This window comes from Streptomyces sp. NPDC002104 (assembly GCF_053593795.1).
This window is the reverse complement of record NZ_JBSFDF010000047.1, coordinates 51,400-66,282: the sequence shown is the minus strand read 5'-3', so window position 1 is coordinate 66,282 and position 14,883 is coordinate 51,400. Positions and strand designations below refer to the sequence as shown.

Here is a 14,883-nt window from a genome sequence, read left to right as displayed (position 1 = left end):
ATTTGTTCTACGCGTCCTCCACCGCTACCGTTACGGAAATTTAACCACATTAACCCCCTTCCGGGGGCGCCCCGCACAACGGCCCCTCCCGCCTTCGGCATATCCGCTTGAGTTCGTATCCGGCGGGTCGCCGGACCGACGGAGACCGCCTGAAACGGGAGATCGGGGGTGCCACTCGTGCGGATCGGACTGCTCACGGAAGGTGGTTATCCGTATGCCACGGGGGAAGCGAGGCTGTGGTGCGACCGGCTCGTGCGCGGGCTTCCCCAGCACGAGTTCGAGCTCTACGCCCTGAGCCGCAGCGCCGAACAGGAGGAGCGCGGCCGGGTGCCGCTGCCCTCCCACGTCACCCGGGTGCGGACCGCCCCGCTGTGGGCGCCGGCCGACGACGGGCGCAGCTACCGGCGCCGCGAGCGCCGCCGCTTCGCCGCCGCCTTCACGGAACTGGTCCGCGGGATCTGCGGAGCCGACCCCGTGCGGTTCGCCGACGGGCTGTACGGGCTGGCCGCCCTCGCCTCGGAACAGGGCGGGCTGTACGCCGCGCTGCGCTCCGAGACGGCCGTACGGGCCGTGGAATCCGCCTGCCGCGCCCCGGAGGCGAGCAGGGAGGTGCAGCGGGCGCAGGTCGCGGACCTGCTGGAGTTCGTGGACGAACTGGAGCGGATGCTGCGGCCGTTGTCCCTGGACTGGTACGAGGACCTGCGCGAGGTCGACGTCTGCCACGCGGCCGCGGGCGGGGTGGCGGCGCTCCCCGGGCTCCTGGCCAAACGCTTCTTCGGCGTGCCGCTCCTGGTCACCGAGTACGGGGTCCAGCTCCGGGCCCACTATCTGGAGCAGTCCGCACGGGACGAACGGCCGGCCGTACGGGCCCTGCTCGCGGCGTTCCACACCCGGCTGGCCGGCGAGATCTACGCCCAGGCCGACCTGCTCACCCCCGGCAACGCGCACGCCCGGCGCTGGCAGGAACGCTGCGGGGCCTCCCGCGAGCGGCTGCGCACGGTCTACCCGGGGATGGAGGCGGACCGATTCGCCGCGGTGGGCGAGGACCCGGAGTGCGGGGACCCGCACACGCTCGTCTGGGTCGGCCGGGTGGACCCCGCCAAGGACCTGATCGCGCTGCTGCACGCCTTCTCCGAGGTGCGCAGGGCCGAACCGCGCGCACGGCTGCGGATCTTCACGACCGCCGCCGGGGCGGAGAACCACGCGGTGGGCCACGGCTACCTGGCCGACTGCCGCTCGCTCGCCGCTCAGCTCTTCCCCGACGAGGCCGCCGACGCGCACGCGGTCGGCGAGAACCCGGTCACCTTCGAGGAGATCGGCGGACCCGAAGTGCCGTCACCGGCCGCCGCGTACGGCTCCGGGCGGGTGGTGGTGCTGTCCTCCGTGATCGAGGGTTTCCCCATCACCCTGGCCGAGGCGATGTTCTGCGGCCGCGCCACGGTGTCCACCGACGTCGGCGCCGTCGTCGAGGTGATCGGCGGGACCGGGCTCGTGGTGCCGCCGCGCAATCCGCGCGCGCTCGCCGAGGCCTGCATCACGCTGCTGCGGGACCCCGAACGGGCCCAGCGGCTAGGCTCGGCCGCCCGGGCGCGGGCCCTGGAACTCTTCACCGTCGAGCAGAACGTCGCCGCCTTCGAGGACTCCTACCTGCGGCTGCTGGCCCACGGCCCGGCCCGCACCGACGACGCCGGGGTCCCCTTCGAGCACCCGCCCGAGGCCCGCGTCCCGGGCCACTGGGCCACCCCCACCTGGGCCACCCCCCACCCCGGACCCGGCACCCCGCCGGCCCCCTCGGAGGAGGCGCCGGCCACCCCGCCCGCCGGGGCCGGGGCCGACGCGCAGGCCGGCGCCGTGCGGCCCGCCGCCGGCCCGGAGGCCGACACGTCTGCGGCCCCCGGCGCGGACCCCGTCATGGTGCCCTCCGCGCGGGCCGCGCACACCGCCGCTTCGGAGGCCTCCGCGTGACCGTGCCCCTGGACGAAGCCATCCCTCCCATGGACCCGACCCCGCCCCCGCCCCGCAGGGCCCGCCCCGGCGGGGATCCCGTCAAGGCGCTGCTCCACCGCCACCGGGAGCTCTGCGAGCACGCCGTCGACCCGCTGGAGATCGCCGCCGGGCTGGAGGCGCACGGCATCACCGACCGCACCGCCGCCCGGTTCCGCCACCGGGACGTCTTCTCCCTCGCGGAGGAGCTCTACGCCCGGACCCCCCGCGACGGAACCCCGCCCGAGCCGCCCGCCGGGATCCCGGTCCGCGCCAGGGCGGTACGGGGCTTCGGCTACGCGCTGCTGCCCGCGACCCTCGCCCTCGGCGCGGCCGCCGCCGGGGTGCCCTGGGCCGGAGCCCTCGCGGTGCTCGTCACCGTCGCCGCGCTCGGACGGCCCGGCCGGGCCGCCGGGGGCCGGTACCCCGCCGCCGTGTACCTGCTGGCCGCCGCCGCCCTCGGCTGGGCCGTCCACCGCCACGGCACCCCGCTCGGCATCGCGCTGGCCGTGGCCGTCGCCCCCGGACACCTCGCCGGTGCGGTCTTCGCAGCCCGTGCCCGGCGCCGGCTCGCCGGGAGCCGGGCCCTGGAGGACTTCGCCGACGGGGTGAGACCGCTGCTCCTCGGGACGCTCGCGCTGTACGCCGCGGCCGCCGCGGGGGCGGCCGCCCTGGCCGGGACCCCCCTGGCGGTGGCCGTACCGCTCGCGGTGCTGCTCCTCCTGACCCGGCTGCTGCTCGGGCACGGAGCCCCCCGCGGAGCCCTCGCGGCGGCCCTGGCCCTCGTACTGGCCCTGCTCCCGGTCCCGGCGGCGCCGTTCGCCGCCGCGGTGGGAGTGCTCGTACCCGCCGTCCTCGCGCTGTCGCGGGCCTCCGCGCACGCGCAGCGGCCATGAAACCTTCGGAAGCAGACACCGAAGCGCCGTACCCCCTACCCCGATCCACCCATCCAGCAAGGAGACACAGGACATGACCGGCCAGCCAACCAACCAAGGGGCCGCGCGATGAGGGTGTTGCTGATCGGAGCCAACGGATACCTCGGGCGTTACGTCGCGGACCGGCTGCTCGCCGACCCCGCGGTCCAGCTCACCGCGCTCGGCCGCGGCGACGACGCCGACGTCCGCTTCGACCTCGCCACCGGCAGCCCCGGCGCGCTCACCCGGTTCCTCGACGCCGTCCACCCGGGCGTCGTCATCAACTGCGCGGGAGCCACCCGGGGCGGTGCGCGCGAGCTCACCCGGCACAACACGGTCGCCGTCGCCACGATCTGCGAATCGCTGCGCCGCAGCGGCTGCGGCGCCCGGCTCGTCCAGCTCGGCTGCGCCGCCGAGTACGGGCCCAGCCAGCCCGGGTCGTCCACGGCCGAGGACGCCGTGCCCAGACCGGGAGGGCCCTACGGAGTCAGCAAACTGGCCGCCACCGAGCTCGTGCTCGGCTCCGGGCTCGACGCCGTCGTGCTGCGGGTCTTCTCGCCCGTCGGCCCCGGCACCCCCGCCGGATCCCCCCTCGGCCGGCTCGCCGAGGCCATGCGGCGCGCGATGCAGTCCGGGGACGGCGAGCTCAAGCTCAGCGGACTCGGCGTCCAGCGCGACTTCGTCGACGTACGGGACGTGGCGCGGGCGGTGCACGCCGCCTCGCTCTCCGCGGCCCAGGGCGTCGTCAACATCGGCACCGGCCGCGCGGTCCGGCTGCGCGACGCGGCCGCCGTCCTGGCCCGGGTCGCCGGGTACGGAGGCTCGCTGCACGAGATCGACGTACCGCAGCACGGACAGCACGGACAGCACGCCCAGCACCCGCAGGCGCACGGCCACCCCGGCCGGCCCGCCGGGCTCGCCGCCATCGGCTCCCCGCGCTCCGAGGCCACGGCCGAGCAGCTCGCCGCCGCGACGGCCCAGCCCCCGTACCCCTACCCGGACGGCTGCGGAGCCTGGCAGCAGGCGGACGTCCGCACCGCCCGCGACCGGCTCGGCTGGCGGCCCCGCATCAACCTGGAGGAGTCCCTCGCGGACATCTGGATGGAGGCGGCGTGCCGCATCTGACCACCCCGCCGGCCGCCGGCCAGGCGGCCACCGAGGCGGGCCGGCTCGGCTTGGGAGTGCCGGGGTACGCGCATCCGCTGCTCGCGCCGGTGGAGTGGGGCGAGCTGACCCGGCCCGGCACCCCGCTGCACTGGGCCGTCCTCAACGTCACGGACGGGCCGGGCGGCCGGCCCGACCCCCACTGCACCGAGGCCGCCGCCAAGCTCCACCACGCGGGCGGCGCGGTCCTCGGGCATCTCGCCCTGCGGAACGGGGAGCGGTCCTTCGGGGAGCTCGTCTCCGACGCCCACCGCTTCCGCGACTGGTACGGGGCCGACGGCTTCTACCTCGCGGACGCCCCGGCCGGAAAGGCGGAACTGGCCTCCGTGCGCCGGGTCACGGACACCCTGCGGGGACTCGGCGACGGCCTGCGGATCGTCCTCGGACACGGCACCCACCCCTGCGAGGGGTACACGGAGACCGCCGACCAGCTGGTCACCTTCTCCGGGACCTGGGCCGACTACCGCTGGTCGCAGGTGGCGGAGTGGACGGCGGACCATCCGCCGGAGACGTTCTGCCACCTCGTGCACGGAGTACCGCGCACGCACCTGGAGGAGGCTCTGCGCATCGCCCGCTGGCAGGGCGCGGGGACCATCTGGTTCACCGACCGGCGCGGGGCCGCGGACCGGGATCCCTGGGCGTCGATGCCCGGGTACTGGGACGAAATCGTCTCGCGGATCGGACCGGGTGTCTCGGAATGAAGGAGGGCGTGGCAGTGTTACGGGAAGAACCACCGTTAAGACTTAATCATCTACGGAGTCCCCGTGTCGCTGCCACCCCTGGTAGAGCCAGCTGCTGAGCTCACCGTTGACGAGGTCCGTCGGTACTCCCGCCACCTGATCATCCCCGACGTGGGGATGGACGGCCAGAAGCGCCTGAAGAACGCCAAGGTGCTGGCCGTGGGCGCGGGCGGCCTCGGCTCGCCCGCCCTCATGTACCTGGCCGCGGCCGGTGTCGGCACGCTGGGCATCGTGGAGTTCGACGAGGTCGACGAGTCGAACCTCCAGCGCCAGATCATCCACAGCCAGGCGGACATCGGCCGTTCCAAGGCCGAGTCGGCCCGCGACAGCGTGCTGGGCATCAACCCGTACGTGAACGTGGTCCTCCACGAAGAGCGGCTCGAAGCCGACAACGTGATGGAGATCTTCAGCCAGTACGACCTCATCGTCGACGGCACGGACAACTTCGCCACGCGCTACCTCGTGAACGACGCCTGCGTGCTGCTGAACAAGCCGTACGTGTGGGGCTCGATCTACCGCTTCGACGGCCAGGCCTCGGTCTTCTGGTCCGAGCACGGCCCGTGCTACCGCTGCCTCTACCCGGAGCCGCCCCCGCCGGGCATGGTCCCGAGCTGCGCCGAGGGCGGCGTGCTGGGCGTGCTCTGCGCGTCCATCGGGTCCATCCAGGTCACCGAGGCCATCAAGGTCCTCACGGGCGTCGGCGAGTCGCTGGTCGGCCGGCTGATGATCTACGACGCCCTGGAGATGCAGTACCGCCAGGTCAAGGTCCGCAAGGACCCCGACTGCGCGGTCTGCGGTCCGAACGCGACCGTCACCGAGCTCATCGACTACGAGGCCTTCTGCGGCGTCGTGTCGGAGGAGGCCCAGGAGGCCGCGCTCGGCTCGACGATCACTCCCAAGCAGCTCAAGGAGTGGATCGACAACGACGAGCCGATCGAGATCATCGACGTCCGCGAGATCAACGAGTACGAGATCGTCTCGATCCCCGGCGCGAAGCTGATCCCCAAGGGCGAGTTCCTGATGGGCACCGCCCTCCAGGACCTGCCGCAGGACAAGCGCATCGTCTTGCACTGCAAGACGGGTGTCCGCAGTGCGGAAGTCCTCGCGGTCCTGAAGTCCGCGGGCTTCGCGGACGCGGTCCACGTCGGCGGCGGCGTCATCGGCTGGGTCCACCAGATCGAGCCCGAGAAGCCGGTCTACTAGAAGTCACAAGGAGGGGCCGTACCTCGCTCGCGCGGGGTACGGCCCCTCCGGTGTGTTCCGGTCCCTGGAGCGGGGCCTAGACGGGCGCGGTCGGCGCCGGGGACTTCGAGGCGGTGCAGACCGTGTTCGCGCCGGGCACCTTCCCGTCGAGCAGGTAGGAGTTCACGGCCTGCTGCACGCAGGGGTCGCCGCTGTTGTAGGCGCCGTGCCCCTCGCCCTTGAAGGTGAGCTCCACGCCGACGCCGGGGCCGAGCCGCTCCACCATCTTGCGGGCGCCCTCGTACGGGGTCGCCGGGTCACCGGTGTTGCCGATTACCAGGATCGGCGCCGAGCCGGGGGCCGAGACGTCCGGGGTGTTCCACGCGCCGGCGACGGGCCAGTCGGTGCAGCTCATCATGGCCCAGCCGAGGAAGTCCCCGAAGACGGGCGAGGCGGCACGGAACTCCGGCAGCTTCGCCTTGGTCTGGGCGAGGGTGTAGCGGTCCTTGGAATCGGCGCAGCTGATGGCCGTGTTGGCCGATCCGATGTTGCTGTACGTGCCCTTCGGGTCGCGGCCGTTCAGCGCGTCGGACATGGCGAGCAGCAACTGCCCCTGGCCGCCGTCGGCCTCGTCCAGCCCCTGTTCCAGCAGCGGCCAGGCCTCCTTGGAGTACAGGGCGAAGGCGATGCCGTTGGTCGCGGCGTCCTCCGTGAGCATCCGGTCGCCGGAGCCGGGGATGGGCTTGACCGCCAGCTCCTTCTGGAGCTTGATGATGTTCGCCTCGATCTCCTTGGCGGTGCTGCCCTGCAGCTGGCAGGCATCGCCGCGGTCCACGCAGTCCTGGGCGAAGTTGCCGAGCGCGAGCTGGAAGCCCTTGGCCTGGCCGAGGGCGCCCTCCTCGGAGTTCTTGGTCGGGTCGACCACGGCGTCGAAGACGGCCCGGCCGACGTTCTTGGGGAAGAGGTGGGCGTAGACCCCGCCGAGCTCGGTGCCGTAGGAGATGCCGAAGTAGTTCAGCTTCTCGTCGCCGAGGGCCTGGCGGATCCGGTCCAGGTCGCGGGCCGCGTTCTCTGTGCCGACGTGCGGCAGCACCTTGCCGGACTTCGCCTCGCAGGCCTCCTTGTACTTCTTGGAGGTGGCGAGGAACTGCTTCTCCTCCTCCGGCGTGGAGGGGCTGGAGTCGGCGGCGTAGTACGCGTCCAGCTGCTTGTCGTCCTCGCACAGCACGGGCGCGCTGCGGCCGACCCCGCGCGGGTCGAAGCTGACGAGGTCGTACCGCTCGCGCAGGGCCCCGTAGTCCTTGGCCGCGCCGGGCAGGGTGCTGATGCCGGAGCCGCCGGGGCCGCCGAAGTTGAAGACGAGCGAGCCGAGCCGCTTGCTCTTGTCCCGGGCCTTCGCACGGATCAGGGCCAGCGGGATCGTCTCCCCTTCCGGCTCGGCGTAGTCGAGGGGGACGTCGAGGACGGCGCACTCCCAGTCCTTGCCGGGGACCTGGCCGACCCCCTCGGCGGGGGTGGGGGCCTGGCACTCGCCCCACTTGGGCTTCTTGATGCCCTGGGCGGCGCCGTCCTTGCCCCTCTTCTCGTTGTCCCCGCCGTCGGAACAGGCACTGGTGACGAGCAGTGCGGCGGCAGTGGCGGCGGCAGCGGCGACCCGCAAGGCGTGTGTGGGCATGTCTTCATCCTGTGCGCGTGTCGCGCGCCCCGCCCCCGCGCTGACCCATCCGGGTTACGCGGGGGTGGGGCGCACGCTCGCTCACGCCCTCTCGGTCACGCGCGAGCGGTCACTGGGCGGCCGTGGCGGCGGGGATGTCGACGCCGGCGGCCCGGCGGGCCGGCCACAGGGAGGCGAGCAGGGCGCCGCCCAGGGCGAGCAGCACCCCGAGGCCCAGCTGTCCCCAGGGGATGACCAGGGCGTATCCGGCGACGCTCTCCTGGAGGGTGTTGCCGAGGGCCCAGCCCGTGAAGACGCCCATCACGGTGCCGGCGGTCGCGCCGAGGGCTCCGACGAGGAGGGCCTCGATGCGGATCATGCGGGTCACCCCGGTGCGGTCCAGGCCGAGGGCGCGGAGCGTGCCGATCTCCTTGCGGCGTTCGAGCACGGACATCGCCAGGGTGTTGGCGATGCCCAGGGCGGCGATCACCAGGGCCATGCTGAGCAGGGCGTAGAAGATGTTGAGCTGGTTTCCGATGCCGCTGCTGTCCTCGTTCCGGATGCCCTCCTTGTCGAGGACCGACAGGGAGGGGTTGTCGCCGAGCGCCTTGCCCACGCTTGCGAGCTGGGCCCGGCCGGGTCCGCCCGCGGTGGCCACGAGGATCGCATCGGTGCTCGGCGTGGGGTCGTACCGGGCGACGAGCGTGTCGGGTGCGGTGATGCTGGGCAGGACCTTGCTCTGCTCGTCCGCGTGGTAGATCGCGCCGATGGTGACCTCGCCCTGCTTGTCCTGCCGCTTCACCGGGAGCTTCTGGCCGACCTTCCAGCCGTTGGCCTTCGCCTTGTAGTCGGCGACGGCGATCTTGCCCTGGCCGAGGCCGTCGAGTGAGCCCTCGGTCACGTCGTAGCGCGCCAGGCGCCCGATGGCGGCGGGGTCGACGCCGGTCAGGACGGAGCGGACACCGCCCACCTGGTACTCGGTGGACTGGTTGAGGGGGCTGAAGGTGGCGCCGGGCAGCTTCTTGAGGGGTTCGGCGGTGGCCGGGGTCATCCGCTGCGCCCCCTGGGTGCTCTGCACCAGGTAGTCGGCGAGGATGTCGTGGTTGGTCGCGCTGTCGAGGTACTGGGTGGCGGAGGCGCCGAGCACGGACAGGCCCGAGGCCAGCGCGAGGGCGATGGCGAGCGCCGAGGCGGTGGCGCCGGTACGCCGGGGGTCGCGCACCGTGTTGCGGGCGGCGAGGTCGCCGTGCACCGGGCTGAAGCGGACCACGACCGGACGGACCAGGGCGGTGAACGGCTGGGACAGGAGCGGGATGAGGACGATCGTGCCCGTCAGGGCGAGGGCCGCGCCGAGGCCGATGACCGCCCGGGCGTCCTCGCCGGTGGTGAGGCCTCCGTACAGGGCCGCGATCACTCCGGTGAGCGCCATCGCGGCGCCGATTCCGGTGCGCAGGGAGCCGATGCGGGCGGGCCCGGCGTGCTCGGCGGCGCCGAGGGCGGCGACGGGCGGGATGGCCATGGCGCGGCGCACCGGCATCCAGGCGGCGAGCACGGGCAGGACGGTGCCGATCGCGAGCGCGATGACCACCGTGGACGGGGCGAGGACCAGGGGGGCGTCCGTGCTGTCGGCGGAGGGGAAGAGGATCTGGAGCAGGGCGGCGACCCCGGTGCCGGCCAGGATGCCGGCCACGGAGGCGATCAGGCCGACGAGGACGGACTCGGTCAGCAGGATCCGGCGGACCTGCTTGCGGGTGGCGCCGATGGCCCGCATCAGGGCCAGCTCCCGGGTGCGCCGGGCGACCAGCATGGTGAAGGTGTTGGAGATGAGGAAGGTGGCCACGAACAGGGCGACCGCCGCGAACCCCAGCATGATCTGGCTCATGGTGTCGCTGTCGCCGGAGGCCATGTTCGCCTGGAGCCGGGCGAGTTGTGCGCCGGTCACCGCGGTGGAGTCCTTGGGGATCACCGCTTCGACCTTGCTGAGGAGCTGCGTCAGGTCGGTGCCGGGTACGGCGGTGATCTCGATGGCGGAGTAGTGGCCGGGCTGGAGGTACAGCTGCTGGGCGGTGGCGTTGTCGAACAGGACGAGACTGCCGCCGGGAGGGAGCTTCGAGGCGTCGGTGCGGAAGATGCCGCTGAGCTGGTAGGGCTCGGCGCCCGTGCTCGTGCCGACGCGCACGGTGTCACCGATGCGGTAGCCGCTCTTGGCCGCGGAGCCCTCGTCGAGGGCGACGGCCTTGGCGCCGACGGGGCCGGATCCCTCCTTGAAGGAGTAGGCCGGGTCCGATCCGTCCTTGCCCGGGGCGAAGTTGCGGCCCTTGCGGAAGGCGCTGTCGCCGAGCAGCCGGCCCTCGCGGTCGGTGACGGCGGCGAAGCCGTCGACCCGGCCCGCGGCGGCGGCGACGCCGGGCACCTCGGCCAGGGCGGTCGCGGTGCGGGCGTCGAGGGTGGCGGGCGGGGCTCCGGACGCGCCGCCGTTGGGCGAGACTTCGAGGGAGATGCGGTCGTAGCCGGCGCTCGCCCGGTCGGTGTTGGCCTGCTTCTGGCTGTCGCCGTAGACGAGGCTGCCGGTGACGAAGGTGACGCCGAGCATGACCGCGAACACGGTCATCAGCAGGCGGGCCTTGTGCGCGAGAACGTTGCGCAGGGCGGTACGGAACATGGGGATGCGGATCCTGGGAGGCGGGCCCGGGGGGAGCGGGCGGACGGCTGGTGCGGTGCGGGAGCGCGGCGGGTCGGCTCGCGGCGGGGTCAGCTCGTACTGCGGAAACGGGCGTCGAAGGCCTTCATCCGGTCCAGGACCCGGTCCGCGGTGGGCTGTTGCATCTCGTCGACCAGGCGTCCGTCGGCGAGGAAGACCACGCGGTCGGCGTAGCCGGCGGCGACCGGGTCGTGGGTGACCATGACCACGGTCTGGCCCAGCTCGCGCACGGAGCTGCGCAGGAAGCCCAGGACTTCGGCCCCGGCACGGGAGTCGAGGTTTCCGGTGGGCTCGTCGCCGAAGATGATCGCGGGGCGGGAGACCAGGGCCCGGGCCACCGCCACGCGCTGCTGCTGCCCGCCGGAGAGCTGCCCGGGACGGTGGCCGAGGCGGTCGGAGAGTCCGGTCATCGACACCACGTGGTCCAGCCACTGCTGGTCGGGCTTGCGGCCGGCGATGGTCAGCGGCAGCGTGATGTTCTCCAGCGCGGTCAGCGTCGGCAGCAGGTTGAACGCCTGGAAGATGAAGCCGATCCGGTCGCGGCGCAGCCGGGTGAGCTGCTCGTCGTTCAGGGAGCCCAGTTCGGTGGTGCCGATGCGCACGGAGCCGGAGGAGAAGGAGTCGAGGCCGGCGGCGCAGTGCATCAGGGTGGACTTGCCGCAGCCCGAGGGGCCCATGATCGCGGTGAACTCGCCCTCGCGGAAGGAGATGTCGATCCCGTCCAGGGCGACGACCCGGGTGTCACCGCTGCCGTAGACCTTGGAGAGGCCGGTGGCGGCGGCCGCGATGCCGGTCGGCGCGTGGTGCGGGTGCGGGGCAAGGGGGGCGGCGGTCACGGGGACTCCTCTTCGGGTGCGGGTACGGCACTCCGAAGGGTGTCGGGGGGAGGTATCGGGGGCCCGGGCCACCGGGTATCGGGGGCCGCTCCGGTGTGTATCGGTCCTGTAGCCGAGGGGCCGCCGTGCGGTCAGGCCGGCAGGCGCAGGGTGGCCACGGCGCCGCCGTCCGGGGCGTTGGCGAAGCGGAGTTCGGCGCCGAGGACGCGGGCCTGGCCCACCGCGATGGTCAGGCCCAGGCCGTGGCCCGCACCGCGCTCCGCCGCACCCGTCTGGAAGCGGCGCGGGCCGTCGCGCAGCAGGTGCGGGGGGAATCCGGGGCCGTGGTCGCGTACGACGACGGTGCGGTCCTCGACGGTGACCCGTACCGGGCCCTTCCCGTGCCGGTGGGCGTTGACGACGAGGTTGCCGACGATCCGTTCGAGGCGGCGCGGGTCGGTCTCCACGCTGCCGCCCTGCCCGGTGACGTCGATCTCGGTGGCCAGTCCGGTGCGCGTCACGGTGTCGGCGACGACCGCACCGAGCGGGACCCGGGCGCGGACCGCCCGTTCGGCGCCCGCGTCGAGCCGGGAGATCTCCAGCAGGTCCTCGACGAGGCCGCGCAGATCGCGGACCCGTGCCCGGAGCAGGTCCTCGGTCTCTCCCGGCGGAAGCAGGTCGGCGGTGACGAGCAGGCCTCCGACGGGCGTGCGCAGTTCGTGGGCCACGTCGGCGGTGAACCGGCGCTCGTCGCGCAGGCGCCGGCTGAGGGTGTCGGCCATGAGGTCGACGGTGGCGGCGATGTCGGACACCTCGTCGTGGCCCCGCGTGGGACCGGTACGGGCGTCCAGGTCGCCGGCGGAGATCCGGACCGCGGTCTCGGAGACCCGGCTCAGCCGGCGGGCGAGCACCCCGGCCCCGAAGGCCGCCAGGGGGGTGATGACCGTGAGGGCGATCAGTGAGGCCACCGCCATGGTCAGGTCGAGCCGGTACAGCTCGTGGAACTCGGTGTGGATGGTGACCTGGACCGCCAGCACGGGGCTGCCGGGACCGCCGACCCGCTGGGCGCCCCAGACGGTGGGGTCCATGGTTCCGGGGACGTTCCCGCCGTAGGACACCTTCGCCCTGCCGTCGGCCGGCTTCTGCAGGGCGTAGGGCAGATCGACCGGATCGAGCTGGGCGTCGCTCGTGAGGGTTCCTGTACGCCGGTACACGTCCATGGCCGAGGTCACGCTGTTGAAGGCTTGCCGTTCGGCCCGGTGCCGGATGTCGCCCGCGGTCCACGAGTGGACCAGGAGGCCCACGACCACCGCCACCAGGACGGCCGTGGCGGCGGCCAACGCGGCGATCTTCCAGCGCAGGGTCACCCGGGGCCGGGGCTGCTGATCGAAGGAGGTCACCGCGCTCAGCGCCTGAGCTTGTAGCCGAAACCGCGGACCGTTTCGATCCGGTCCCGGCCGAGCTTGCCGCGCAGCCGCTGCACGCACAGGTCCACGACCCGGCTGTCGCCGTCCCAGCCGTAGTCCCAGACGTTGCGCAGCAGGGTGTGCCGCTCCAGCACGATCCCCGGGTGCGCGGCGAACTCCAGCAGCAGCTTCAGCTCGGTCGGGGTCAGCGCCACCGGGGTTCCGCCGACGGCCACGTCGAGGCCGCCGGTGTGGATGGTCAGGTCCCCGAAGGCCAGCAGTTCGCCCTCGGCCGGTCCCGCCGGGTCGGCCGCGGGCTGTCCGGCCGCCGCCGGGGCGGGGGCGTAGGTGGCGCGCCGCAGCAGCGAGCGGATGCGGGCCACGAGCACGTTGGTGTCCACGGGCTTGACCACGTAGTCGTCCGCCCCGGCCTCCAGGCCTGCGACGATGTCCAGTCCGTCGCCGCGCGCCGACATCATCAGGACGGGGACCAGGCTGGTCTCCCGGACCTTGCGGCACAGGCCGATCCCGTCGAGGCCGGGCAGCATCACGTCGAGGATGAGCAGGTCGAAGTCCTCGTCGCGGAAGGATTCGAGGCCGGTGAGTCCGTCGGCGGCGGCCCGCACGGTGTACCCGTAGCGCTCCAGGGAGACGGTGAACGAGCGCCGCATCAGCTCGTCGTCCTCCACCAGCAGCACGCGGACGGGCCGCGGGGCGGCGTGAGCCGGGGTGGGGGAGGACACGGGGACGACTCCGTTTCGGCGGGCGGGACGGGTACCGGTAAGGAACGATAGGGCCGCGGAAGCCGTGGTTCCCTTCATCGCGGCCCCGCGCACCGATCGGATGGGGAATCAAGCGCTCTCCGATACCCGCCCGATACGAAGGGCCGGGCCCCGGGGCCGCTGTCTACGGCTGGGCCAGGATCTGCCTGGCCGCCGCGCGCCCGGTCGCGACGCAGGCGGCGACGCCCACGCCCTCGTACGCCGCTCCGCACAGGGCGAGGCCGGGGAGCTTCCCGGCGGCCTCGCGGATGCGGGCGACGCGCTCGCGGTGCCCGACGCCGTACTGGGGCAGGCCCCGGTCCCAGCGGGTGACGCGGGTGGCCAGCGGTTCACCCATCGGGCCCACCGCGTGGTGGAGCTCGGCGATGGCCGAGCGGACCAGGTGGCGGTCGGGGCGGCCGAGGAGCTCGTCCTCGCCGATGCGGCCGATGGAGGCGCGCAGCACGAAGGTCTCGGGGGCCGCGTCGTGCAGCCAGGACCACTTGTTGGAGAGGAAGGAGGCGGCCTTCAGGGTGTGGCCGTCGACCGGCGGCACGAGGAAGCCGTTGCCCTGGGGGAGGAAGTGGGCCTGGGCGCGGGAGAAGGCCATGGTGATGACGGCGGTCGAGGCGTGCGGGATCGAGGAGAGTTCGGCCTCGGCGAGCGGGGAGTGCGGGCGCAGCAGTTCAGCCGCCGCGAAGGCGGGCAGGGCCAGGACGACCGCGTCGGCCTCCATCGTCAGCGCGCCGTCGCCGGTCATGGCCTGGACGCGCCAGCGCTCGCCCGCGATCCGCTGGAGGGAGCGGGCCGTCGTCCCGGTGAGGATGCGTGCCCCGCAGGCTTCCGCGACGGCCGCGGGGAAGCGCCCGGTGCCGCCGACGACGCCCTGGACGGCCACGGCTCCCGAGCGGGGGGCGCCCGCCGCGCGCATCCGGCGCAGGGCCGGGAGGAGCGGGGTGCCCTGTTCCGCGAGGGCCGCGATGCGGGGCATGGCCGCACGCAGCGAGAGCCGGTCGGCGAGGCCGGCGTAGACCCCGCCCAGCATGGGTTCGATCAGCCGGTCCACGGCCTCCTGGCCGAAGCGGCCGGCCAGGTACTCGGTGACCGAGCAGTCCCCGGTGAGCGCGGTCGCCGGGAGGGTCTCCTCGGCGGCGACGCGTGCCACGCCCTCGGGGGAGAGCAGTCCGGTGCCGATGAGCGCGGAGGGGTCGGTGGGGACGCCCATCACGTGTCCGGCGGGCAGCGGGCGCAGGGCGCCGTTGGTCCAGATGGTGGTGGGGGCCTTCGCGGGATCGCAGAGGGCCTCGCCGAGGCCGACGGCGGCGGCAAGTTCCACGGCCTCCGGGCGCAGGGCCATGAGGGACTCGGCGCCCTCGTCGACGGTGATGCCGGCGATGGTGCCGGTCCGGAGCTTTCCGCCGACCTTGGCGTGGCTCTCCAGGACGGTCACGTCGGCCTGGCCGCGCAACTGCCACGCGGCGGCCAGACCGCTGATCCCGCCACCGATGACGATCACTGAACGCATTGTGTTCTCCCGTGGCCGAGGCCGTGGTCGATATGTTC

General features: G+C 73.5%; 11 protein-coding genes. 5 read left to right on the top strand and 6 right to left on the bottom strand.

The window, feature by feature from the left end; genetic code table 11:
• Nucleotides 1-177: 177 nt before the first annotated feature.
• From ACWCP2_RS30125 to moeZ, 5 genes are all read left to right on the top strand, one after another.
• Nucleotides 178-1,965, top strand: a complete 1,788-nt coding sequence (locus tag ACWCP2_RS30125; protein WP_450911713.1) for a DUF3492 domain-containing protein — start codon at nt 178-180, stop codon at nt 1,963-1,965.
• Nucleotides 1,962-2,879: a hypothetical protein gene (locus ACWCP2_RS30120; RefSeq protein ID WP_450911712.1), complete on the top strand. Its 918-nt coding sequence runs from the start codon at nt 1,962-1,964 to the stop codon at nt 2,877-2,879. The genes ACWCP2_RS30125 and ACWCP2_RS30120 overlap by 4 nt, the downstream gene beginning before the upstream one ends.
• 108 nt (nt 2,880-2,987) lie before the next feature.
• Nucleotides 2,988-4,022 (top strand): NAD-dependent epimerase/dehydratase, encoded by a 1,035-nt coding sequence (locus tag ACWCP2_RS30115; RefSeq protein WP_450911711.1) that lies wholly within the window; start codon nt 2,988-2,990, stop codon nt 4,020-4,022.
• Nucleotides 4,010-4,762, top strand: coding sequence for a spherulation-specific family 4 protein (locus tag ACWCP2_RS30110; protein ID WP_450911710.1), 753 nt, complete (start codon nt 4,010-4,012; stop codon nt 4,760-4,762). The genes ACWCP2_RS30115 and ACWCP2_RS30110 overlap by 13 nt, the downstream gene beginning before the upstream one ends.
• 63 nt (nt 4,763-4,825) lie before the next feature.
• Entirely contained in the window at nt 4,826-6,004 is a 1,179-nt protein-coding gene (moeZ, locus tag ACWCP2_RS30105) for an adenylyltransferase/sulfurtransferase MoeZ (protein ID WP_266880979.1), read from the top strand.
• 76 nt (nt 6,005-6,080) lie between these two features.
• Here moeZ and ACWCP2_RS30100 read toward each other — a convergent pair whose 3' ends face one another.
• From ACWCP2_RS30100 to hemG, 6 genes are all read right to left on the bottom strand, one after another.
• Complete coding sequence (locus ACWCP2_RS30100; RefSeq protein ID WP_450911709.1) at nt 6,081-7,658, bottom strand: alpha/beta hydrolase; 1,578 nt, start codon at nt 7,656-7,658, stop codon at nt 6,081-6,083.
• A gap of 109 nt (nt 7,659-7,767) precedes the next feature.
• Nucleotides 7,768-10,299: an ABC transporter permease gene (locus tag ACWCP2_RS30095; RefSeq protein ID WP_450911708.1), complete on the bottom strand. Its 2,532-nt coding sequence runs from the start codon at nt 10,297-10,299 to the stop codon at nt 7,768-7,770.
• Between the two features lie 89 nt (nt 10,300-10,388).
• On the bottom strand, nt 10,389-11,174 hold the full coding sequence (locus tag ACWCP2_RS30090) for an ABC transporter ATP-binding protein (protein WP_450911707.1): 786 nt from the start codon (nt 11,172-11,174) through the stop codon (nt 10,389-10,391).
• A gap of 131 nt (nt 11,175-11,305) precedes the next feature.
• Nucleotides 11,306-12,553 carry a sensor histidine kinase gene (locus tag ACWCP2_RS30085; RefSeq protein ID WP_450911706.1) on the bottom strand — a complete coding sequence of 416 codons (1,248 nt, stop codon included), beginning with the start codon at nt 12,551-12,553 and terminating at the stop codon, nt 11,306-11,308.
• A gap of 5 nt (nt 12,554-12,558) precedes the next feature.
• Nucleotides 12,559-13,230 carry a two-component system response regulator CseB gene (gene cseB, locus ACWCP2_RS30080; protein WP_450911715.1) on the bottom strand — a complete coding sequence of 224 codons (672 nt, stop codon included), beginning with the start codon at nt 13,228-13,230 and terminating at the stop codon, nt 12,559-12,561.
• Nucleotides 13,231-13,465: 235 nt separating this feature from the next.
• Complete coding sequence (hemG, locus tag ACWCP2_RS30075) at nt 13,466-14,845, bottom strand: protoporphyrinogen oxidase (protein ID WP_450911705.1); 1,380 nt, start codon at nt 14,843-14,845, stop codon at nt 13,466-13,468.
• Nucleotides 14,846-14,883: the final 38 nt, after the last annotated feature.